Origin of the sequence: Pseudomonas maioricensis (genome assembly GCF_022790535.1) — a bacterium.
Lineage (GTDB): Bacteria > Pseudomonadota > Gammaproteobacteria > Pseudomonadales > Pseudomonadaceae > Aquipseudomonas > Aquipseudomonas maioricensis.
This window is the reverse complement of the sequence record NZ_LOHG01000012.1, coordinates 130,359-152,583: the sequence shown is the minus strand read 5'-3', so window position 1 is coordinate 152,583 and position 22,225 is coordinate 130,359. Positions and strand designations below refer to the sequence as shown.

The 22,225-nt window shown below is 57.9% G+C and carries 24 protein-coding genes; 22 read left to right on the top strand and 2 right to left on the bottom strand.

Features of this window, described 5'->3' with window-relative positions:
- Positions 1 to 38 precede the first annotated feature (38 nt).
- The 7 genes from AUC61_RS19095 to AUC61_RS19065 all read left to right on the top strand — a co-directional run bounded on the left by AUC61_RS19095 (position 39) and on the right by AUC61_RS19065 (position 4,855).
- Positions 39 to 713, top strand: coding sequence for a MotA/TolQ/ExbB proton channel family protein (locus tag AUC61_RS19095; protein WP_027898764.1), 675 nt, complete (start codon positions 39 to 41; stop codon positions 711 to 713).
- The gene (locus AUC61_RS19090) at positions 710 to 1,141 is read left to right on the top strand and encodes an ExbD/TolR family protein (RefSeq protein WP_122664951.1); all 432 of its coding nucleotides are present in this window, start codon (positions 710 to 712) and stop codon (positions 1,139 to 1,141) included. Before AUC61_RS19095 ends, AUC61_RS19090 begins: the two co-directional genes overlap by 4 nt.
- Positions 1,141 to 2,136: a tetraacyldisaccharide 4'-kinase gene (gene lpxK / locus AUC61_RS19085; protein WP_243247722.1), complete on the top strand. Its 996-nt coding sequence runs from the start codon at positions 1,141 to 1,143 to the stop codon at positions 2,134 to 2,136. Before AUC61_RS19090 ends, lpxK begins: the two co-directional genes overlap by 1 nt.
- A 17-nt stretch (positions 2,137 to 2,153) precedes the next feature.
- Positions 2,154 to 2,339 (top strand): Trm112 family protein, encoded by a 186-nt coding sequence (locus tag AUC61_RS19080; protein WP_007931663.1) that lies wholly within the window; start codon positions 2,154 to 2,156, stop codon positions 2,337 to 2,339.
- Positions 2,336 to 3,100, top strand: a complete 765-nt coding sequence (gene kdsB / locus AUC61_RS19075) for a 3-deoxy-manno-octulosonate cytidylyltransferase (RefSeq protein ID WP_243247721.1) — start codon at positions 2,336 to 2,338, stop codon at positions 3,098 to 3,100. Before AUC61_RS19080 ends, kdsB begins: the two co-directional genes overlap by 4 nt.
- Positions 3,097 to 4,116 carry a UDP-N-acetylmuramate dehydrogenase gene (gene murB / locus AUC61_RS19070; RefSeq protein WP_243247720.1) on the top strand — a complete coding sequence of 340 codons (1,020 nt, stop codon included), beginning with the start codon at positions 3,097 to 3,099 and terminating at the stop codon, positions 4,114 to 4,116. The genes kdsB and murB overlap by 4 nt, the downstream gene beginning before the upstream one ends.
- 145 nt (positions 4,117 to 4,261) lie before the next feature.
- The gene (locus tag AUC61_RS19065) at positions 4,262 to 4,855 is read left to right on the top strand and encodes a nucleotidyltransferase family protein (protein WP_243247719.1); all 594 of its coding nucleotides are present in this window, start codon (positions 4,262 to 4,264) and stop codon (positions 4,853 to 4,855) included.
- A gap of 220 nt (positions 4,856 to 5,075) precedes the next feature.
- Here the strand turns inward: AUC61_RS19065 and rne are convergent, their stop codons facing one another.
- Positions 5,076 to 8,372 (bottom strand): ribonuclease E, encoded by a 3,297-nt coding sequence (gene rne / locus AUC61_RS19060; RefSeq protein WP_479692269.1) that lies wholly within the window; start codon positions 8,370 to 8,372, stop codon positions 5,076 to 5,078.
- 713 nt (positions 8,373 to 9,085) lie between these two features.
- On the opposite strand from rne, the gene rluC reads away from it, so the two are divergent.
- The 3 genes from rluC to AUC61_RS19045 are packed head-to-tail and all read left to right on the top strand — an operon-like array spanning position 9,086 to position 11,742.
- Entirely contained in the window at positions 9,086 to 10,042 is a 957-nt protein-coding gene (rluC, locus tag AUC61_RS19055; protein WP_027901075.1) for a 23S rRNA pseudouridine(955/2504/2580) synthase RluC, read from the top strand.
- The gene (locus tag AUC61_RS19050; RefSeq protein WP_243247717.1) at positions 10,032 to 10,733 is read left to right on the top strand and encodes an HAD-IA family hydrolase; all 702 of its coding nucleotides are present in this window, start codon (positions 10,032 to 10,034) and stop codon (positions 10,731 to 10,733) included. Before rluC ends, AUC61_RS19050 begins: the two co-directional genes overlap by 11 nt.
- A 4-nt stretch (positions 10,734 to 10,737) precedes the next feature.
- A complete protein-coding gene (locus AUC61_RS19045; RefSeq protein WP_122664944.1) occupies positions 10,738 to 11,742 on the top strand; it encodes a S49 family peptidase in 1,005 nt (334 codons plus the stop codon).
- A gap of 431 nt (positions 11,743 to 12,173) precedes the next feature.
- Here the strand turns inward: AUC61_RS19045 and AUC61_RS19040 are convergent, their stop codons facing one another.
- The gene (locus AUC61_RS19040) at positions 12,174 to 12,752 is read right to left on the bottom strand and encodes a Maf family protein (RefSeq protein WP_243247716.1); all 579 of its coding nucleotides are present in this window, start codon (positions 12,750 to 12,752) and stop codon (positions 12,174 to 12,176) included.
- Positions 12,753 to 12,857: 105 nt separating this feature from the next.
- Here AUC61_RS19040 and AUC61_RS19035 point away from each other — a divergent pair, with 105 nt between their 5' ends.
- The 12 genes from AUC61_RS19035 to AUC61_RS18980 all read left to right on the top strand — a co-directional run bounded on the left by AUC61_RS19035 (position 12,858) and on the right by AUC61_RS18980 (position 22,222).
- On the top strand, positions 12,858 to 13,385 hold the full coding sequence (locus AUC61_RS19035; protein ID WP_243247715.1) for a YceD family protein: 528 nt from the start codon (positions 12,858 to 12,860) through the stop codon (positions 13,383 to 13,385).
- Between the two features lie 13 nt (positions 13,386 to 13,398).
- Positions 13,399 to 13,581, top strand: coding sequence for a 50S ribosomal protein L32 (gene rpmF, locus AUC61_RS19030; protein WP_002552688.1), 183 nt, complete (start codon positions 13,399 to 13,401; stop codon positions 13,579 to 13,581).
- A 4-nt stretch (positions 13,582 to 13,585) separates the two neighbouring features.
- Complete coding sequence (gene plsX / locus AUC61_RS19025; RefSeq protein WP_243247714.1) at positions 13,586 to 14,593, top strand: phosphate acyltransferase PlsX; 1,008 nt, start codon at positions 13,586 to 13,588, stop codon at positions 14,591 to 14,593.
- Between the two features lie 154 nt (positions 14,594 to 14,747).
- Positions 14,748 to 15,686: an ACP S-malonyltransferase gene (fabD, locus tag AUC61_RS19020; RefSeq protein ID WP_243247713.1), complete on the top strand. Its 939-nt coding sequence runs from the start codon at positions 14,748 to 14,750 to the stop codon at positions 15,684 to 15,686.
- 14 nt (positions 15,687 to 15,700) lie between these two features.
- On the top strand, positions 15,701 to 16,441 hold the full coding sequence (fabG, locus tag AUC61_RS19015) for a 3-oxoacyl-ACP reductase FabG (protein WP_122664939.1): 741 nt from the start codon (positions 15,701 to 15,703) through the stop codon (positions 16,439 to 16,441).
- 185 nt (positions 16,442 to 16,626) lie between these two features.
- A complete protein-coding gene (gene acpP, locus AUC61_RS19010) occupies positions 16,627 to 16,863 on the top strand; it encodes an acyl carrier protein (protein ID WP_007253394.1) in 237 nt (78 codons plus the stop codon).
- A gap of 110 nt (positions 16,864 to 16,973) precedes the next feature.
- Positions 16,974 to 18,218: a beta-ketoacyl-ACP synthase II gene (gene fabF, locus AUC61_RS19005; RefSeq protein WP_122664938.1), complete on the top strand. Its 1,245-nt coding sequence runs from the start codon at positions 16,974 to 16,976 to the stop codon at positions 18,216 to 18,218.
- Positions 18,218 to 19,036, top strand: a complete 819-nt coding sequence (gene pabC, locus AUC61_RS19000; RefSeq protein ID WP_243247712.1) for an aminodeoxychorismate lyase — start codon at positions 18,218 to 18,220, stop codon at positions 19,034 to 19,036. Before fabF ends, pabC begins: the two co-directional genes overlap by 1 nt.
- A complete protein-coding gene (gene mltG, locus AUC61_RS18995) occupies positions 19,036 to 20,193 on the top strand; it encodes an endolytic transglycosylase MltG (protein ID WP_243247711.1) in 1,158 nt (385 codons plus the stop codon). The genes pabC and mltG overlap by 1 nt, the downstream gene beginning before the upstream one ends.
- A 19-nt stretch (positions 20,194 to 20,212) precedes the next feature.
- Positions 20,213 to 20,845 carry a dTMP kinase gene (gene tmk, locus AUC61_RS18990; protein ID WP_243247710.1) on the top strand — a complete coding sequence of 211 codons (633 nt, stop codon included), beginning with the start codon at positions 20,213 to 20,215 and terminating at the stop codon, positions 20,843 to 20,845.
- Positions 20,838 to 21,824, top strand: coding sequence for a DNA polymerase III subunit delta' (locus tag AUC61_RS18985; protein ID WP_243247709.1), 987 nt, complete (start codon positions 20,838 to 20,840; stop codon positions 21,822 to 21,824). Before tmk ends, AUC61_RS18985 begins: the two co-directional genes overlap by 8 nt.
- Before the next feature lie 41 nt (positions 21,825 to 21,865).
- Positions 21,866 to 22,222 (top strand): PilZ domain-containing protein, encoded by a 357-nt coding sequence (locus tag AUC61_RS18980; RefSeq protein WP_243247708.1) that lies wholly within the window; start codon positions 21,866 to 21,868, stop codon positions 22,220 to 22,222.
- Positions 22,223 to 22,225: the final 3 nt, after the last annotated feature.

The window sequence follows — 22,225 nt, the reverse complement described above, 5'->3', positions numbered from 1 at the left end:
TGATAGAGTGGCGCCAATTTTTCGAGGGAGTCGTCACTGTGTGGGAACTGGTCAAATCTGGCGGCTGGATGATGCTGCCGATCATTCTGAGTTCCATTGCTGCGGTCGGCATTATCATCGAGCGCCTCTGGACCCTTCGTGCTAGCCGCATTACCCCGCCACACCTGGTAGGGCAAGTCTGGCAGTGGATTCAGGACAAAAAGCTCGACAAGGAAAAGCTCAAGCAACTGCGTGCCGATTCCCCGCTGGGCGAGATTCTTGCCGCAGGCCTGGCCAATTCACGGCATGGCCGCGAAATCATGAAAGAGTGCATTGAAGAGGCTGCGGCCCGGGTCATTCATGATCTGGAGCGTTATCTCAGTGCGCTGGGCTCCATCGCTGCCATGGCACCTCTGTTGGGATTGCTTGGTACGGTATTGGGTATGATCGACATTTTCGGGTCGTTCAATGCCACCGGCAATACAGCCAATGCCTCGGTTCTGGCAGGCGGTATCTCCAAAGCGCTGATCTGTACGGCGTCTGGCCTGATCGTCGCGATTCCTGCGATCTTCTTTCACCGTTACCTGCAAAGCCGGGTCGACGAATTGGTGGTCGGCATGGAACAGGAAGCCATCAAGCTTGTAGAGGTTGTGCAGGGTGATCGCGAAGTTGATCTGAACGATCCGAAAATCGACCTCAAGTCGCAGGCTCGGGGCGAGGGTCGTAAAAAGTGAAGTTTCGTCGTCGCAAGGTCAGGGAGAACATCGACATCAACCTTGTTTCGTTGATTGATGTGGTGTTCATCCTGCTGCTGTTCTTTATCGTGACCACGACCTTTACTCGCGAAACCCAATTGCGCGTTGACTTGCCGCAGGCGGTGACCGGCGCTCCGGAAACGGATGCCGATCTCAAGCATCTGGACATCACTATCAACGCTGACGGCGTCTTTTCGGTGAACAATCAATTGCTGCCGAAAAACGATCTGCAAACCCTGATCGATGCGCTTCAGCGTGAGTCTGCCGGTGATACCAGTCTGCCGCTGTCGATCAGTGCCGATGGTAAAACTCCGCATCAATCGGTGATCACTGCCATGGACGCTGCAGGCAAGCTGGGTTTCAGCCACCTGCGCATGACCACGGTCGAAGCCGCACCGGCTAACTAATGGCACTTTCTGACCGCTTGCTTGACGCCTGGTACAACGGCCATCCGGCGCTGATGCTGCTGCGTCCGCTGGAGAGCCTCTATCGGCGAGTCGTGCAGGGCAAGCGTGAGCGTTTTCTGGCGGGGCAGGGCGATATCTACAAGGCTCCTGTGCCGGTTATTGTCGTCGGTAATATCACCATTGGTGGCACCGGCAAGACACCGTTGATCCTGTGGATGATCGAACACTGCCGCCGAAAAGGCCTGCGCGTCGGGGTAGTCAGCCGTGGTTACGGCGCTAAACCTCCGAGTCTGCCGTGGCGTGTGACCGGCGAGCAGAGCGCCGCTCAGGCGGGCGATGAACCCTTGCTGATCGTACAGCGCAGCGGTGTGCCGTTGATGATTGACCCTGATCGCAGCCGTGCCGTGCAAGCGCTGCTCGACAGTGAGTCGCTGGATCTGATTCTTTCCGATGATGGCCTGCAGCATTACCGGCTGGCGCGAGACCTGGAATTAGTTCTGATCGATGCTGCTCGTGGGCTGGGTAATCGCCGTTGTCTACCTGCAGGCCCGCTGCGCGAACCTGTCGAGCGTCTCGAAAGTGTTGATGCGTTGCTCTACAACGGAGCCAGCGCTGATCGGGACGACGGCTATGCCTTTCAGTTGCAACCTTCGGCGCTGGTCAATCTGCGCAGCGGCGAGCGTCAGGCGCTGGAGTTCTTCCCGGCCGGGCAGGCGCTTCACGCCGTGGCCGGTATCGGTAATCCTCAGCGTTTCTTCAATACCCTCGAAGGGCTACACTGGCGACCGGTCACCCATGCGTTCGCCGACCATGCTGTTTTCAGTGCTCAAGCGCTGACCTTTTCTCCGGCGCTGCCTGTTGTCATGACCGAAAAGGATGCCGTGAAATGCCGGCCCTTCGCGGCGGATGACTGGTGGTACCTGGCTGTGGATGCGGTGCCATCCGATGCTTTTATCAGTTGGTTCGATTCGCAGTTGTTACGTCTTTTGCCATGATTCGCTCAGGATTTCTTATGGACACCAAATTACTCGACATCCTCGCTTGCCCGATCTGCAAGGGGCCGCTGAAGCTCAGCGCCGATAAAACCGAGCTGATCAGCAAAGGCGCAGGCCTGGCTTACCCGATTCGCGATGGCATCCCGGTGATGCTCGAAAGCGAAGCGCGCACGCTGAGCACTGACGAGCGTCTGGACAAATGACAGCAGCATTTACGGTCGTTATCCCGGCGCGTTACGGCTCCAGTCGTTTTCCGGGCAAACCGCTCAAAGAGATTGCTGGCAAGCCGATGATCCAGCATGTCTGGGAACAGGCACGCAAGAGCAGCGCGGCACGGGTTGTGGTCGCCACCGACGATGCGCGCATCGTTGAGGCCTGCAAGGCCTTTGGTGCTGAAGTGCTGCTGACGCGTGACGATCACAACTCCGGTACTGACCGGCTCGCCGAGGTCGCTACACAGTTGGGGCTGGAAGCCGACGCTATCGTGGTCAACGTGCAAGGCGACGAGCCCATGATCCCGCCTGCGGTGATCGATCAGGTGGCCGACAACCTTGCTGCCCACCCTGAAGCCCGTATGTCGACGCTGGCCGAGCCCATTGATGACGTGGCAGCGTTGTTCAACCCGAACGTGGTCAAGGTCGTGTCTGATATCAACGGCCTGGCCCTGACGTTCAGTCGCGCGCCATTGCCTTGGGCCCGGGACGCACTGGCCAGCGATCGCGAGCAATTGCCTGCGGGCGTGCCTTATCGTCGACATATCGGAATCTACGCTTATCGCGCAGGATTCCTGCATGACTTCGTGAGCTGGGGGCCATGCTGGCTGGAGAATACTGAAAGTCTGGAGCAGTTGCGTGCACTCTGGCATGGCATCCGGATTCATGTCGCTGATGCGCTGGAAGCACCACCCGCTGGCGTCGATACGCCAGAAGACCTTGAGCGCGTTCGTCGCTTGCTGGAGATTTGACGTTGCAACCGCAGTTCGCTGTTTCGCTCCGTCCGTTCAACACGTTCGGCGTTGATGTAAAAGCACAGATGTTTGCCGAAGCGCATAACGACGACGATGTGCGCGATGCGCTGGCTTACAGCGCGGAGCATGATCTGCCGCTGATGGTGATCGGCGGAGGCAGCAACTTACTGCTGACAGGTGATGTGCAGGCGTTGGTGTTGCGCATGGCCAGTCGCGGCATACGTATCCTGCGGGAAGATTGCCTGCAGGCAGTTGTCGAGGCTGAGGCGGGCGAACCGTGGCATCCGTTCGTGTTGTCATGCCTTGAGTTGGGGCTCGCCGGGCTGGAAAACCTGAGCCTGATTCCCGGTACCGTTGGCGCTGCGCCCATGCAGAACATCGGTGCCTACGGGGTGGAAATCAAAGACGTGTTTCACGGCCTGACAGCGCTTGACCGACAGACGGGCGAACTGCGTGATTTCTCTCTGGAGGAGTGTGCTTTCGGTTATCGCGACAGCCTGTTCAAGCATGAGATCGGCCGCTGGGTGATTTTACGGGTGCGCTTCCTTCTCACTCGTGATCCTCATTTGCACCTTGAATATGGTCCTGTGCGTCAGCGTCTGGAAGAGCAGGGTATCAAGCAGCCGACGCCGCGTGATGTCAGTGCGGCGATCTGTGCGATACGCAGTGAAAAGCTTCCGGACCCGGCAGTGCTAGGCAATGCCGGCAGCTTCTTCAAGAATCCTCTGGTATCTGCCGAGCTGGCCGAGCAGATCCGCCAAACGTATCCCGCGCTGGTGGGTTATCCACAGCCTGACGGTCAGGTGAAACTTGCCGCGGGCTGGCTCATTGAGCAGGCTGGCTGGAAGGGCTATCGCGAAGGCGATGCCGGTGTTCACCGGCTGCAATCATTGGTTCTGGTCAATTACGGGCAGGCGACGGGCTTGCAACTGCACGCTTTGGCGCAACGCATCCAGGCTGACATCGCCAAACGCTTTGGTGTTGCGCTGGAAATGGAACCCAATCTGTATTGAGTTGAATTAAAAAAGATTCTTGTAGGAGCGCACGAGCAACGCGAGGCCGCGATGGCGGTGTGTCAGGTAGACCGCCTCGCGTTGCTCGTGCGCTTCCACAGAATTAAGTGTTGTGTAGTCACCTATGCCCAGAAAGGGAGTAACCATGACCAACACTGTGTGCGCCATCGTCCTCGCTGCCGGAGAAGGTCGTCGGTTTCAAGCCATTGCCGGGCAGGGGCAGAGCAAGTTGCTTGCTTCATGCGTGGGGCGTGATGGTATAGAGCGTCCGGTACTGGAGCAGACGCTCGTCAACCTGCAAGGGGTTGTCGACAAGGTTCTGGTGATTACCCGGCCCGACTGTCCGCAAATCATAGCGCTTGCTCACCACTATGGTTGTGAGCTGGTCATGCTGTCTTCAGCGGGCATGGGCGACAGTATCGCCGCTGCCGTGGCTGCCGAACCGGATCATCGTGCCTGGCTGATCGTTCTGGGCGACATGCCTTTTATCCTGCCTCAGACCCTGCATCAGGTTGTTGCTTCGTTGGAAGACGGACGAATCTCTGTGCCAGCCTTGAAGACCGAGTTTGGCCATCCAGTAGGGTTCGGTCGCCAATACGGTCCTGCATTGAAGGGGTTGAGCGGTGATCAGGGCGCGCGACGGTTGTTTAAAGAGGGCTGCGTTCAGCAGATAGAGGTAGATGATCCGGGAGTCCTTTGGGATGTGGATGTACCGGATCGGTTGGTGTTTGTTCCTTGATAAGGCATTTACGTCCATCTGTACACTGATTTATGTCCGTAGCATCGCCATCGCGAGCAAGCTCACTCCTACAGTTGCAACCCGATCCATGTAGGAGTGAGCTTGCTCGCGATGGCGTCAATGTAGGCGAAGGTTGATTCCATCATTACTGCAGATTCCCAAGGCTCATAAAAAAGCCCCACCTGCTTTCACAGGTGGGGCTTTTTAATTCAGTCAAGGATCAGGCGAGGGGTTTAGGCTCGGTGCTCTCTTCCTTGGCTTCATGGTGCTGGACGGCTTCGTCAGTCGACTGCAGGTTCTGCTCGGCAACCGGAGCAGGTTCTACTGCTTCAATTGCGGGTTGAACTGCTTCGACTTCGGCTGCCACAGGAGCTGCAACGGTATTCGCTGCGGCTTCTTCAGCTTCCTTTTGCAGGCGCTCGGCTTCACGCTTGCGACGACGCACTTCACGTGGATCGTTAGGCGCGCGGCCGTTGGTGCTGACCGGCAGAGCTGGAGCTTCAGGGGCAACCGCCACTGCTGCTTCTGCGGTAGGCGGAGTCGCAACAACTTCAGGTGCGGCGTACGGAGCAGGTTCCTCGGCGACCACTGGCGCTGGAGTTGGCAGTTCAGCCGAGTGAGTGGCTGCAGCCTCCTCGCGAGCCGGTGCTACTTCCTCAACCTGCGTGGCTGGTGTTGTCGGCTCTGGCGTTGGCTTGAAAGGAACAACACGTTCTGCGTGTGGTGCTTCGAACAGCTCGGTCTGTGCAGCCAGAGCCGGGGCTTCAGCGATGACCTGAGGAGCCGCTTCGACAACCGCTGGCACTTCAGCAGACTGCACTTCAACGTCCGGAGCTTTTTCGGCTTTCGGTGCGTCTTGAGCAATTGGAGCCTCAACAGCAGGCGTTTCTACTGCCGGAGCTTCAGCCGGAGTTTCGAACGCTGGAGTCTGGATCGAAGGGGTTTCGATAACAGCCTGCGGTACGAAAGACGAGTCGGTAGAGTCCACGGTAGCAGTTGCGCGCTCGGCCTGGCGGTTGGCTTCGGCTTCGGCTGGTGCACTGATAACGCTGCTGGCAACGGCTGCGGTAGCGGCTGTAATAGCCAGGCCTGCTGCCTGATCGGAGTTGCCGGATTCGCTGCCTTCTTCTTCAGCGCTTTCGGAACCTTCGATCACGTTGCCGTTTGCGTCACGCTGACGCTCGCGACGGTTGCTGCGACGACGCTGACCACGGGAGCGGCGGCGAGGGCGATCGCCTTCTGCACCGTCCTGATGATCTTCAGTCGTCAGTTCTTCGTTCGGCAGCACTTCGTCTTCGCTGACCGCAGCTGCGGCCTGCTCAGCGCGAGGTGCACGTTCTTCACGCGGCGCACGTGGTTGGCGCTCTTCACGTGGAGCGCGCTCCTCGCGAGGTGCACGCTCTTCACGCGGAGCATCGGCTGCCGGAGCGGCATCCAGAGGTTCGCGCAGTTCACGTACACGCTCTTCACGCGGTTTGCGGTCTTCACGTGGCGCGCGTGGTGCACGAGGTGCGCGCTCTTCACGAGGTGCGCGGGCCGGGCGCTCTTCACGCGGTGCTGCATTATTTTCGTCGATGGCCTCACGTGGAGCACGCGGTGCACGTTCTTCACGAGGTGCGCGTTCCTCACGTGGAGCACGCTCTTCGCGTGGCGCACGTTCGGCGCGTTCTTCACGCGGCTTGCGCTCTTCGTCCCGACGGTTGTTGCGGCCACGGCTTTGTTGACGGCCGTTGCGGCGTTCTTCGTTGCGCGCAGGGCGTTCGGAGGCAGGCTTTTCAACCACAACCGGTGCGGCTGGCTCTTCCTTGGTGGCGAACAGGCTCACCAGAGACTTGACCAGACCTTTGAACAGGCTTGGCTCATGAGCGACTGGCGCTGGAGCAGCAGCGGCGGCCTCAACCGGAATCGGAGCGTTGGCGCGCGGTGGAGCAGTTTTGACTGCAGCTTCCTGACGAACCAGGGTTCGGGTGGCGGCAGCTGGCTGAACTTCTTCCACTTCAGCGGCGGCGGCAGCGATTTCATAGCTGGACTGCAGAGTGTGGGCTTCCGGGCTGTCATCACGCAGACGCTGAACTTCGAAATGCGGCGTTTCGAGGTGATCGTTCGGCAGGATGATGATGCGGGCGCGGGTGCGCAGTTCGATCTTGGTGATCGAGTTGCGTTTTTCGTTGAGCAGGAAAGCAGCAACCGGAATCGGCACTTGAGCGCGGACTTCGGCAGTGCGGTCTTTCAGGGCTTCTTCTTCGATCAGGCGCAGGATAGCCAGCGACAGCGATTCAACATCACGGATGATGCCGGTGCCGTTGCAGCGTGGGCAGACGATACCGCTGCTTTCGCCCAGCGATGGACGCAGGCGCTGACGGGACATTTCCAGCAGGCCAAAACGCGAGATGCGACCGACTTGAACGCGAGCGCGGTCAGCTTCGAGGCTTTCGCGGACTTTTTCTTCCACGGCGCGCTGGTTCTTGGCCGGCGTCATGTCAATGAAGTCGATGACGATCAGGCCGCCGATGTCACGCAGGCGCAGCTGACGGGCGATTTCTTCAGCCGCTTCCAGGTTGGTCTGCAGAGCGGTTTCTTCGATGTCGCTGCCTTTGGTGGCGCGCGCCGAGTTGATGTCGATGGACACCAGGGCTTCGGTTGGGTCGATAACGATGGAGCCGCCGGAAGGCAGTTCAACGACGCGCTGGAAAGCGGTCTCGATCTGGCTTTCGATCTGGAAACGGTTGAACAGCGGGACGCTGTCTTCGTACAGTTTGATCTTGCTGGCGTACTGCGGCATCACCTGACGGATGAAGGTCAGTGCTTCTTCCTGGGCTTCGATGCTGTCGATGAGCACTTCGCCGATGTCCTGGCGCAGGTAGTCGCGGATGGCGCGGATGATGACGTTGCTTTCCTGGTAGATCAGGAAAGGAGCGGCGCGGTCCAGCGAAGCTTCTTTGATGGCGGTCCAGAGTTGCAGCAGGTAGTCGAGGTCCCACTGCATTTCTTCGCTGCTGCGGCCCAGGCCGGCAGTACGAACGATCAGACCCATGTCGGCTGGAGCAATCAGGCCGTTCAGCGCTTCGCGCAGTTCGTTACGCTCTTCGCCTTCGATGCGACGGGAAATACCGCCTGCACGCGGGTTGTTCGGCATCAGGACCAGATAACGACCGGCCAGACTGATGAAGGTCGTCAGGGCTGCGCCTTTGTTGCCGCGCTCTTCTTTTTCGACCTGAACGATAACTTCCTGGCCTTCGGTCAGGACGTCCTTGATGTTGACGCGGCCTTCGGGGGCTTTCTTGAAGTACTCGCGGGAGATTTCTTTGAGAGGCAGGAAGCCGTGGCGCTCAGAGCCGAAATCGACAAAGGCAGCCTCAAGGCTGGGTTCGATGCGAGTGATCCGGCCTTTATAGATATTGGCCTTTTTCTGCTCGCGGGCACCGGACTCGATGTCCAGGTCATATAAGCGCTGGCCGTCTACCAGTGCAACGCGCAACTCTTCGGGTTGAGTTGCATTAATCAGCATTCTTTTCATGTAGTACCGTCGGTTTCCGGGCTGCCGGAAACGGCGTTCGGCACACACGACTTCTCACGGTCGGTGTCAGGGCACGTCAGGAGTGGTTGGACACTCCAGTGTCTAGCGAGATTACGGCCAACGGGGCCGGAGTCGCGACGACGTTTCCTGCTTGCTGTGGTGACAAAAGACACCCTTTCAGCAAAAGCTTTGTCAGGAGGAGGAATCGACCATCGGTAGCGGACGAGATGAAGCGTCTAAAACAAGCCTTGTGCTACACAGTCCGATGGTTGTGCGTCTCCACCCTACACGTATCCCTGATAATTCGGGTGCTGCCGTGCGCAGAATCCGCAACGGGTTGGCATTTACCGCGGCCTTCCAGAGGGAGGGTCGCGCATCATGGCTTAAGGCGTTTGTTTCCGAAACATTCGCTCGGAGCGTCTGTAAACGACTGCACTTTGTGAACTGGCCGTGATTTTTTAGCTCTGAAGGCGAGTGATAACTCTGCGATCTGGCGTCTATCAGGCCTCATGTCACCTGCGCTTGTTACGTTTGCAGCCAATCCGTTGTCACCGAAAGCCCCGTAGGACGGCCTCGCGTCCTCGTGAATTGCGTAGGGCAGGGCCGGTCATAAACCGTTTGTCCGCTGTCCAGGCCGCTTTTGGCGGCGTTCGCGACTATAGCAGCAATCATTAAGTGCTTCAAATCCATAAAAAATTGTTATGATTTGCGCCATGACGAATATCACCCCTCCAACCCCCGGCGTCCAGCTGGTAGAGGTTGCGCCGGAATATGCCGGTCAACGTATCGATAACTTTCTTGTCACTTTCCTCAAAGGCGTGCCCAAGACCTTGATCTACCGCATCTTGCGCAAAGGCGAAGTGCGGGTGAACAAGGGGCGGATCAAGCCCGAGTACAAGTTGCAGGCAGGCGACATCATCCGGGTTCCGCCGGTGCGCGTGCCTGAGCGGGATGAACCTGTGCCTGTTGCTCAGGGGCTTCTGCAGCGCCTTGAAGCGGCGATTGTCTACGAGGACAAGGCGCTGATCGTGCTTAACAAGCCCGCAGGTATTGCAGTACATGGCGGCAGCGGCCTGAACTTCGGTGTTATCGAGGCGTTCCGGCAGATGCGTCCGGATGCCAAGGAGCTGGAGCTGGTGCACCGCCTGGATCGCGACACTTCCGGGCTGCTGATGATTGCCAAGAAGCGCAGCATGTTGCGCCACCTGCACGAGGCCTTGCGCGGCGACGGCGTCGACAAGCGCTACATGGCGTTGGTGCGCGGTCGTTGGGATACCGCCCAGAAGCGCGTCAGTGCTCCGTTGCTCAAAAGTAATCTGCGTTCCGGCGAGCGCATGGTCGAGGTCAATGATGAAGGCAAGGAGGCACTGACGATTTTCAAAGTGCTGCGCCGCTTCGGTGACTTCGCCACTATGGTCGAGGCCAAGCCGGTGACCGGCCGTACTCACCAGATTCGCGTGCACACGCTGCATGCGGGGCACGCAATTGCAGGTGATACCAAATACGGCGACGAAGACTTCAGTCGCGAGATTCGTGACCTGGGCGGCAAGCGCTTGTTCTTGCATGCTTACATGCTGACCGTGCCACTGCAGGATGGTGGCGAGCTTAAATTGCAGGCACCCGTGGATGAGATGTGGGCCAAGACCGTGGAGCGTTTGAGTGCGACCTGATTTTGAATCATCGAAGTACGATTTGTTGATTTTCGACTGGGACGGCACGCTGGCCGACTCCATTGGTCGTATCGTCGCCGCCATGCGCGCCGCAGCTGTAGAAAGCGGCAGGCCGGAGCGTGATGAGCTGGCCATCAAAGGCATTATCGGTCTGGGGCTGCCCGAAGCGATTCGAACGCTTTATCCGGATATCACGGCCAATGACCTGATCGACTTCCGTCAGCATTACGCCGACAGCTATATGGCCATGGATAACGACGTCGCTTCGCCTTTGTTCGAGGCAGTGCGCGAATCCATTGAAGGCTGGCGCGCCGAGGGTTACAAGATGGCCGTAGCGACGGGCAAGGCGCGTCGCGGCCTTGATCGCGTACTCAAGGCGCATGACTGGCTCGATTATTTCGACATCACCCGCGCTGCGGATGAAACCGCCAGCAAGCCTGATCCGCTAATGCTCAATGAAATCCTGCAGCATTGCGGGGTTGAGCCGGGGCGGGCGTTGATGGTGGGTGATTCTTCTTTCGATCTGTTGATGGCGCGTAATGCAGGTATGGATTCAGTGGCTGTCGGCTACGGCGCGCAGTCACTGGATTCGTTGCGTACTTACGAGCCGCGTCTGGCTATCGAGCATTTTTGCGAGTTGCGCACCTGGCTGGGTGATCGCAGTCGTCAGTCTTCATTGTTGGGGTCGTAAATAAATGTCGGACGAATGGAAAGCACCGGTTTCGCAGGACAAGGATGAGCTCGCAGACAGCAAGGCTGATGCGAAGAGCTGGAAGTTGCTGGAAAAAACCTTGTTGGCAGGCATCCAGGAGCAGCGTCGCTCGCGTCGCTGGGGGATTTTCTTCAAGTGCCTGACCTTCCTTTATCTGATCACGGCATTATTCCTGTTCACGCCGTTGGGCGATTTCGAGAAGAGTGCTTCTGGCAGTGCGCATCACACCGCGCTGATCCAGATCGAAGGTATGATCGCCGACAAGGAGCCTGCCAGCGCCGATAACATCGTTGGCAGCCTGCGTGCGGCGTTCGAAGACCCGAAAACCAAAGGCGTGATCCTGCGCATCAACAGCCCGGGCGGTAGCCCTGTGCAGTCGGGCTACGTTGCCGATGAGATTCGTCGCTTGCGTGCCGAAAAGCCGGAGATCAAGGTCTACGCCGTGATCACCGACCTTGGAGCTTCGGGCGCCTATTACATTGCCAGCGCCGCTGACCAGATCTACGCCGACAAGGCCAGTCTGGTGGGATCCATCGGCGTCACCGCGGCAGGCTTCGGCTTTGTCGGTGCAATGGAAAAGCTGGGTGTGGATCGTCGAACCTACACGTCGGGCGAGCACAAGTCGTTCCTCGATCCGTTTCAGCCGCAGAAAGAAGACGAAACCGCCTTCTGGCAGAGCGTGCTGGACACGACTCATCGTCAGTTCATCGCCAGCGTGAAACAGGGTCGCGGCGACCGTCTGAAGGATAAAGATCATCCTGAACTGTTCTCCGGGCTGGTCTGGACGGGCGAACAAGCCCTGCCGCTGGGCCTGATCGACGGCCTGGGCAGCTCCAGCTACGTCGCACGTGAAGTAATCGGCGAAAAAGAAATGGTCGACTTCACCGTTCAGGAATCCCCGTTTGATCGCTTCTCGAAAAAACTGGGCGCCAGCGTAGCTGACCAAATCGCAATGTGGGCCGGCTTCAAAGGGCCGACGCTTCGCTGATTGCGAGGCGTAGCCGACAAAACCCGACCATTGGTCGGGTTTTTTATTGGGTCGTAGGTCGTGTCGGCTATCTGCAACACCTCAAACTCAAGCAAGCAGGTCGGCTATCAGGTCGCCACGCTTTTGATTTTGATCTGACGCGCCCCGTTAAACCACGCTGGCCGAACGCAGATTCTGAGCCGTGGGTAGCCCGGCAGGACGCCGGGTTAGCCGCATTGGGCCATGGATGGCCCGTTGCGGCGGCCCACGGTTCAGGATCTGTGTTCGGGTATGCCGAGCGACAGCGAGGCGCCAAGTGGTGGGGCAAGAGCCTTTTGGTTACTTTTGGGCCCCAACAGTGACGCGCCGTAAGGGCGCAACCAATATCAGCCACGCCCGCGGTAAAGGATATGTACACAGCAATCACTAGGCGCGCGAGATTCGACGCCTGATCAAGGCACCTGCACACCTTCCTTTATAAGCATATCCACCAACCGAATCAGCGGCAGACCGACCAAACTCGTAGCATCACTCCCCTCAGTACTCCGAAACAGACTGACACCCAACCCCTCAGCCTTGAAACTACCCGCGCAGTCATACGGCTGCTCCGCGTGCAAATAACGCTCGATACTGGCCTGGTCCAGAGTGCGCATATGAACCGTGAACGGCACATGATCAACCTGACACCGCCCTGTCGAACTATTAAAAAGCGCCAGACCAGTCAGGAAGGTCACGCTAGACCCACTGGCATTGCTCAACTGATCTCGCGCACGTTCGAACGTATGAGGCTTGCCAAGAATCTCGCCATCCAGCACAGCGACCTGGTCAGAGCCAATGATCAAATATCCGGGATACTCGATTGCAAGCGCGCGGGCTTTCTCTTCAGCGAGGCGGCGGACCAGCTCCACTGCGCCCTCGTCAGGTCGGTGGCTTTCATCGATATCAGGCGAAGCGCAGACGAACGGCAGGCGCAGTCTGGCGAGCAATTCCCGGCGATAAGGTGAGCTGGAAGCGAGGAGTAAAGGCAACATGCGGTTCTCCGGAAAGTGAAAACTGATTCTAATCAGTCTTGTGCAGGATTATTGGCCTGAATTTCCTTTGACATGCCTTGGGGTCGTCCCTAGAATGCTGCGCCTATGTTGAATGACCCGATTCCACCTCACGTTGACCCGCGCAAATTGGCTGATCGTGGCACTACCCTTCAAGGTGAAGTGCTGCTGGCTGATTTGGAGAGACTCTGCGACCCGCTTTCCGACACCGTCGGTACGGTGCAGGCCAAATTCATTTTTGAGCGTGACGAACGTCGCTCCGTGGTTATCCACAGTGTGATCGACGTCGAAGTCAAAATGGTTTGCCAGCGTTGTCTTGAGCTGGTCACCCTGCCGATCCACAGCGAGTGCAGTTACGCCGTGGTGAAGGAGGGTGCGAATACCCAGTCGTTACCGAAAGGTTATGACGTGCTGGAACTGGGCGAAGATCCATTGGATCTGCTGGCATTGATCGAGGAGGAGCTTTTGCTCGCCTTGCCCATTGTGCCTGCTCATCATCCGGAAGAATGCCAGCAGCCGGCGGGTCTCGATGAGCCCGAACCGAGCGTGGACGAGGTAACGCGGTCCAACCCGTTCAGTGTATTGGCGCAGTTAAAGCGTGACCCAAACGTTTAGGAGTTAATCAATTATGGCTGTTCAGCAGAACAAAAAATCCCGCTCTGCCCGTGACATGCGTCGTTCGCACGACGCTCTTGAGGCAAGCACTCTGTCGGTAGAAAAGACCACTGGTGAAATTCACCTGCGTCACCACGTTTCGCCGGAAGGTGTTTATCGTGGTCGTAAAGTGATCGACAAGGGCGCTGACGAGTAATTTCTTGTCCGCTCCGATCATCGCGATCGACGCAATGGGCGGGGACTTCGGTCCCCGCAACATTGTTCAGGCTAGCCTCGCGTGCCTGACTGCTACGCCCTCGCTTCATCTGATCCTTGTGGGTCAAGCCCCCCTTATTGAAGAACTGATCTCCCGCCATTCAGGTGTGGATCGCTCACGTCTGCGCGTTGTGAACGCCAGCGAAGTGATTGCCATGGACGAGCGGCCTTCTCAGGCATTGCGTGGCAAGCCTGACTCTTCGATGCGTGTGGCGCTTGATATGGTGGCGAGTGGTCAGGCTCAAGCCTGCGTCAGTGCCGGTAACACGGGAGCCTTGATGGCGCTCTCGCGTTTTGTGCTGAAAACCCTCCCGGGGATTGATCGGCCAGCCATGGTTGCAGCCATTCCAACCCAGCGCGGTTACTGCCAGTTGCTGGATTTGGGGGCGAACGTCGATTGCAGTGCCGAAAATCTCTATCAGTTTGCAGTGATGGGATCGGTGGCGGCTGAGGCGCTGGGTGTGGTGCGGCCAAAGGTCGCGCTGCTCAACGTCGGGACCGAGGACATCAAGGGCAATCAGCAGGTCAAACTGGCGGCGAGCCTTTTGCAGGCTGCTCCGGGCTTGAACTACACAGGCTTTGTCGAAGGTGACGGATTGTATCGCGGTGAGGCAGATGTCGTCGTTTGTGACGGCTTTGTCGGCAATATCGTGCTGAAGTCCAGCGAAGGGTTGGCGAGCATGATCTCTGCGCGAATTGAAACCTTGTTCAGGCAAAATGTGTTGTCCAGGGCGGTTGGCGCACTGGCGATGCCCTTGCTAAAGCGTTTACAGGCAGATCTGGCGCCTGCCCGGCACAACGGTGCGAGTTTTCTTGGGTTGCAAGGCATTGTGGTAAAGAGTCACGGCTCTGCCAGTATGCAAGGCTTTCAAAGTGCGATTCAGCGGGCGCTGATCGAGATTCAGGAAAACCTGCCGCAACGCTTGCATGGGCGCCTTGGAGAGTTGTTATAGGCTTTCTCTGGCGACGTTTGCGGTTCATCTCCGCTAGAATGTGACGCTGCTGACTGACCGGTCATCAAAATCGGCAAGTGGCTGTAATTAGAATTTCTCGCGCTCGGCCAAGGCCGGGCGTTTATTTCGACGACAATAATCAGGGGCTTGTTTAATGTCTGCATCCCTCGCATTCGTCTTTCCGGGTCAAGGATCGCAATCGCTCGGCATGCTTGCCGATCAGGGCGCACAGCATCCTTTGATCCTCGATACTTTCGCGCAGGCATCCGATGCCTTGGGTTATGACCTCTGGGCGCTGACTCAGGAAGGTCCGGTGGAGTCGCTCAATCAGACCGACAAGACCCAGCCGGCCATTCTTACCGCTTCTGTTGCCCTGTGGCATGTATGGCTGGCTGAGGGCGGCGCTGTTCCTGCTTTTGTTGCCGGTCACAGTCTGGGTGAGTACAGCGCGCTGGTTGCGGCACAGAGTCTGAGCCTGGCTGACGCAGTCAAGCTGGTAGAGCGTCGGGGGCAGTTGATGCAGGAAGCCGTTCCGGCCGGTCAGGGCGGCATGGCTGCCATTCTTGGCCTGGATGATGCCGATGTTATCGCTGCCTGCGCCGAAGCGGCTCAGGGCGAAGTGGTCAGCGCGGTCAATTTCAACTCGCCGGGCCAGGTCGTCATCGCCGGTTCCGCCGAAGCGGTGAAGCGTGCCATGGAGCTGTGCAAGGCGCGTGGCGCAAAACGTGCCCTGCCATTGCCGGTCAGCGTTCCGTCGCACTGTGAGTTGATGCGTCCTGCGGCCGAGCGTTTTGCTGAATCGATCGAAGCGATCGAGTGGCAGGCGCCGCAAATTCCATTGGTGCAGAACGTCAGCGCCAGTGTCGTGACTGATCTGGCCACGTTGAAAACCGATTTGCTGCAACAGTTGTACAAGCCGGTCCGTTGGGTCGAGTCGATCCAGGCTTTGGCTGCAAATGGCGCTACCCAGTTGATTGAGTGTGGCCCGGGCAAAGTCCTGGCTGGTCTGAACAAGCGTTGCGCCGAAGGCGTGACGACCTACAACCTGGATACCCCAGACGCCTACGCCGCCGCCCGTGCGGCACTGGCCTGATTAGGAGAGCTTGCATGAGCCTGCAAGGTAAAGTTGCACTGGTGACCGGTGCCAGTCGTGGTATCGGTCAAGCCATTGCCCTGGAATTGGGTCGTAATGGCGCCGTTGTTGTCGGGACCGCGACTTCCGAGTCCGGTGCCGAGCGCATCAGCGCGACGTTCAAGGAAAACGGCATCGAAGGCTTTGGCCTTATGCTGGATGTCTGCAACGCCGAATCCGTGGATTCCGTGCTGTCGCAGATTCAGGAGCGCGTGGGTGCGCCACTGATTCTGGTCAACAATGCCGGCATCACCCGTGACAACCTGATGATGCGCATGAAAGACGACGAGTGGAATGATGTCGTCAACACCAACCTGAACAGCCTTTTCCGTCTGTCCAAGGGCGTTTTGCGCGGCATGACCAAGGCGCGTTGGGGTCGAATCATCAGTATTGGTTCTGTTGTGGGTGCCATGGGCAACGCAGGCCAAGTAAACTATGCCGCCGCAAAAGCGGGTCTGGAAGGTTTCAGTCGCGCCCTGGCGCGTGAAGTGGGTTCGCGTGCGGTAACCGTGAACTCGGTAACTCCCGGCTTTATCGACACCGATATGACCCGTGAGCTACCCCAGGCGCAACGAGATTCCCTGACGGCACAGATTCCTCTGGGTCGCCTGGGGCAGGCAGAAGAGATTGCGCATGTTGTCGCTTTTCTTGCCTCGGAAGGTGCAGGCTACGTTACCGGGGCTACAATCCCCGTTAACGGCGGCATGTATATGTGATCGCCCGTTTCAAAAAAATGTAATACGGGCTGTCTAAAATCCGTTATAAAGCTGAAATCTTTTAATGGGCAGAGGGTGATGGGCGTATCGGAAATTGCGTTTAGCTTGAAATACGCAAATCCTCTTCTATACACTTACCCATCGGCCAGCTGCCTGAATTTGTCCACTAGGAGTTAAAACACGGTATGAGCACCATCGAAGAGCGCGTCAAGAAAATCGTTGCCGAGCAACTTGGCGTCAAACAAGAGGAAGTGGTTAACACTGCTTCCTTCGTTGAAGACCTGGGTGCCGACTCCCTTGACACCGTTGAGCTGGTAATGGCTCTGGAAGAGGAATTCGAGACCGAAATCCCTGACGAAGAAGCCGAGAAGATCACCACTGTTCAAGCTGCTATCGATTACGTTACTGCCCACCAGGCGTAACATTTAGTAATCGTTGCTGGGTCATGGGAAAAACCGCACTGCCTTACCGGCGTGCGGTTTTTTCTTTAAAACGATGTCCTGTGTAGTCAATGAGAGAAAAGGAGAGTCCTGTGTCGCGTAGACGCGTCGTGGTCACCGGTATGGGTATGCTGTCGCCATTGGGTACGGATGTGCCGAGCAGTTGGCAGGGTATTCTGGCTGGTCGCAGTGGCATTAACCTTATCGAACACACAGACCTTTCGGCTTACACGACCCGCTTTGGCGGTTCGATCAAGGGCTTCAACGTCGAAGAGTATCTGGCGCCCAAAGAGGCTCGCAGGCTCGATCTATTCATCCAGTACGGTCTCGCTGCCAGCTTTCAGGCTGTGCGTAATTCCGGCCTGGAAGTCACCGATGCAAACCGTGAGCGCATTGGCGTTGCCATGGGTTCTGGAATCGGAGGCCTGACCAATATCGAAAACAACAGCCGTTCTCTGCATGAGCAGGGGCCTGGGCGTATTTCGCCGTTTTTCGTACCTGGTTCGATTATCAACATGATTTCCGGTTTCCTGTCGATCCATCTGGGCGCACAGGGGCCTAACTATGCCATTGCAACGGCTTGCACCACCGGCACGCATTGCATTGGCATGGCTGCACGCAATATTGCCTACGGCGAAGCCGATGTGATGATCGCTGGCGGTGCCGAAATGGCAGCCTGTGGGCTGGGTATGGGCGGCTTTGGTGCTTCCCGGGCGCTGTCGACCCGCAATGACGATCCGACCCGCGCCAGTCGTCCCTGGGACAAAGGCCGTGATGGTTTTGTACTGTCTGACGGTTCCGGTGCCCTTGTTCTTGAAGAACTGGAGCATGCCAAGGCACGTGGCGCGACGATTTATGCCGAGCTGATCGGCTTTGGTATGAGCGGCGACGCTTACCACATGACTTCGCCGCCAGACGATGGCGCCGGTGCTGCGCGCTGCATTCGTAATGCGCTGAAGGATGCTCAGGTCAACACTGATCAGGTTCAGTACATCAATGCCCACGGCACCTCGACCATGGCGGGCGACCTTGCTGAAGCCAATGCAATCAAGAGTGTATTTGGCGACCACGCTTACAAGCTGGCGGTCAGTTCCACCAAATCCATGACCGGTCACCTATTGGGTGCGGCCGGTGCCGTTGAAGCTATTTTCAGCGTGCTGGCCATTAACGGTCAGGTGGCGCCACCGACCATCAACCTGGATGAGCCAGGTGAAGGTTGCGATCTGGACTTCGTGCCACATGAGGCGCGCAACATGCCAATCGACGTGGTGATCTCCAACTCCTTCGGTTTTGGCGGAACCAACGGCTCACTGGTGTTCCGCCGGTTCGCCGAGTGATGTCAGGCTGGATAGATGGACGTCCGGCCGACACGCTTTCTGTCAGGAATAGAGGCCTTGCTTACGGTGATGGTCTGTTTGAGACCGTCGCTGTAAGGGCAGGGCGGCCATCGCTACTGGATCAGCACCTGCAGCGCTTGCAACGAGGCTGTGATCGTCTCCGCATTACGGCTGATCATTTTCTGATTCGTGACGAGCTGCTGGCTTTTGCCGCGCAGCTCGGCGATGGCGTCATGAAACTGATTCTTTCCCGTGGCGACAGTCAGCGCGGCTATGCCCCTGATCCACATTCCCGGCCGCTAAGAATTCTTCAGGGCGGTCCACTGCCTGCCTATCCTGCCGCTCATGCAGAGCTGGGTGTTCGTCTGTTTCCTTGCGTCACTCGTCTGGCCGAACAGCCTTTGTTGGCGGGCTTGAAGCATTTGAATCGTCTTGAGCAGGTGCTTGCCCGCTCGGAATGGCAGAGCCCCGAGTTTGCCGAGGGGCTGATGCGTGATACCTCCGGGCGCGTTATTGAAGGGGTTTACAGCAATCTGTTCATTGTCCGTGATGGCCTGTTGATAACGGCTGATCTGAGTCGCGCCGGTGTAGCCGGAGTGATGCGTGCTGCCCTGCTGGAGCAGGCGCCGGCGCTCGGGATACAGGTCGATGTTCGTGACCTGCAGATGGCTGATCTGGAACACGCTGACGAAGTATTTGTCTGTAACAGTGTCTATGGCATCTGGCCGGTACATGGCTTCGAACAGCTGAGCTGGCCGGTTGGGCCGCTCACCCGTAAACTGCAGCGCACAGCTGTTGCCCTTCTGGATATCGCTTAGTGATTCGAAAATTTTTGCTGTTGCTGGAAACGGGTCTGGTCCTGGCTGGTCTTGGGCTGGGTTTTGCCTATTGGCAGCAGAACGAGGCGTTGCATCAGCCCTTGAACGTTACCCAGGAACAGATGCTCGACGTTCCTGCCGGTTCTACGCCAGGCGGTCTGCTCAACCGTTTGCAAGCCGACGGTGTGATCAAGGATGCTTTCTGGCTGCGACTTTACTGGCGCTTTAACCTGTCGGATGAGGCTTTGCACAGCGGCGAATACCGCATGACGCCGGGTATGGATGCGCAATCCTTGCTCGCGCTGTGGCAGCGTGGCGAAGTCGTACAATACAGCCTGACCCTGGTCGAAGGCTGGAATTTCCGGCAAGTGCGTGCAGCGCTGGGTAAGCAGGCCAAGCTTGAGCAAACATTGGGAAATCTGACGGACTCGGAGTTGATGGCCAAAATCGGTCACCCGGACGTCTTTCCCGAAGGTCGGTTCTTCCCTGACACGTACCGCTACGTGCGTGGCATGACCGACGCCGAGATCCTCAAACAAGCTTACAAGCGCCTCGATGAGGTGCTGAATGACGAGTGGGCGAAGCGTGCAGCAGATGTGCCTTATGCCGACCCTTATCAAGCGCTGATCATGGCGTCGCTGGTTGAAAAGGAAACCGGCGTTCCGCAGGAGCGCGGGCAGATTGCCGGGGTATTCGTTCGCCGGTTGGCTCTCGGGATGTTGCTGCAGACCGACCCGACCGTGATCTACGGTCTCGGTGAGCGCTATAACGGCAAGCTCACCCGTGCTCACTTGAAAGAGCCTACGCCTTACAACACTTATGTCATTACCGGCTTGCCGCCCACGCCTATCTCATTGGTAGGGCGTGAAGCGATTCACGCGGCGCTCAATCCTGTGGCAGGCAGCAGTCTTTACTTCGTCGCCAGAGGCGATGGCAGTCACGTGTTTTCCAACGACCTGGATGCGCACAACGCTGCGGTTCGTGAGTTTCAGCTCAAGCGTCGTGCCGACTACCGATCAAGCCCGGCTCCCGTCGCGCCCCCTGTTGTACCGGCCACACCCGCTGAGCCAGTCCCGCCGGTCGAGCCTGACCCTGCAACGACAGACGCCTCCAAATCTGAAGAAAGCGCTGCCCCGAGCGAGCAAAAATCACAATGAATCTTACTGAGTACAGCCTGTGACCGGCCTGTTTATCACCCTTGAAGGTCCGGAAGGTGCGGGTAAAAGCACCAACCGTGAATACCTTGCCGCGCAACTGCGCGCTGAAGGCATTGATGTGCTGCTGACGCGCGAGCCGGGCGGCACCCCGCTGGCCGAACGCATTCGCGAGCTGTTGCTGGCGCCCAGCGACGAAGCGATGCATGCCGACACCGAGCTGCTGCTGGTGTTTGCAGCCCGCGCACAGCATCTGGCCGAAGTGATTCGCCCCGCGCTGGCGCGTGGTGCCATCGTGCTATGCGACCGTTTCACAGATGCCACTTACGCCTATCAAGGCGGTGGCCGTGGTTTGTCCCACGAGCGTATCGCTACGCTGGAAAGTTTTGTGCAGGGCGCTTTGCGGCCGGACCTGACCCTGGTATTCGATTTGCCCGTGGAAGTGGGTCTTGCGCGTGCTACGGCGCGGGGACGACTGGACCGGTTCGAGCAGGAAGGTCGGACCTTTTTTGACGCGGTGCGCAGCACTTATCTGAATCGTGCCAAGGCTGAACCTGCTCGTTATCGTTTGGTGGACGCCGCGCAATCGCTGCCTCAAGTGCAACGATCCCTCGATGCATTGCTGCCCGAGCTGTTGAGTCTGTACCGTGGCTGAAGCCTACCCTTGGCAAGAGCAGTTGTGGCAACAGTTGGCCGGTCGCGCTCAACACGCCCACGCTTATCTGCTGCATGGGCCGATCGGCATTGGCAAGCGAGCGTTGGCCGAGCGGCTGATGGCTAGTCTGCTGTGCCAGCGACCGGAAGGTCTGGAAGCGTGCGGTCAGTGCAAGTCTTGCCTGCTGCTCGCGGCGGGCAGTCACCCCGATAACTACGTGCTGGAGCCGGAAGAGGCGGACAAGGCGATCAAGGTCGATCAGGTTCGCGATCTGGTGAGTTTTGTGGTGCAGACCGCGCAAATGGGTGGCCGCAAAGTCGTGTTGATCGAGCCGGTCGAGTCGATGAACATCAATGCCGCCAATGCCTTGCTCAAAAGTCTTGAGGAGCCGTCAGGCAATACCGTGTTGCTGCTGGTCAGCCATCAGCCGAGCAGGTTGTTGCCGACGGTTAAAAGTCGTTGCGTGCAACAGGCTTGCCCGTTACCCAGTGAAGAAATGAGCCTGGTCTGGCTGGCAAAGGCATTGCCCGAATGCAGCGAGAGCGAGCGTGTTGAGTTGCTCACGCTGGCGGCGGGGTCGCCGCTTGCCGCCGTCAGCCTTCAGGCTCAGGGTGTGCGCGAGCAACGAGCTCAGGTCGTGGATGGCGTGAAAAAACTGCTCAAGCAGCAACAATCACCGACGCAGCTTGCGGAAGGCTGGAAAGACATCCCTCTGTTGCTTTTGTTTGACTGGTTCTGTGATTGGTCGCACCTGATCCTGCGTTATCAATTGACTGAAGATGAGCAAGGGTTGGGATTGGAGGATATGCGCAAAGTAGTGCAGTATCTGGCCCAGAAGTCCGCGCAGGGCAGGGTGCTTGAAATTCAGGACTGGATCCTCGTTCAGCGCCAGAAAGTCATGTCCAAGGCCAATTTGAACCGGGTGCTGTTGCTTGAAGCGTTGCTGGTTCAGTGGGCTGGATTGACTGGCCAGCGCTAGATGTTGCCCGGCTGTCTTTATTCCGATACCAAGGAGTTGTCATGAGCTTGCCGCTGAATTCAGGTCCACGAAATGGCATTTTGTCTCTGACTATCAAGGACAAGGCCGTTCTTTACGCCGCTTATATGCCGTTCATCAAGAATGGTGGATTGTTCATCCCGACCAGCAAAAGCTACAAGCTGGGGGATGAGGTGTTCATGTTGCTGAATCTGATGGATGAGCCGGAGAAAATTCCGGTGGCCGGCAAGGTGACATGGATCACTCCCAAGGGCGCTCAGGGTAACCGCGCCGCTGGAGTGGGTGTGCAGTTCAATGACGGTGACAATACCGCGCGTACCATGATCGAAACCTATCTGGCCGGTGCTTTGAAGTCCGACCGTCCTACCCACACGATGTAGATG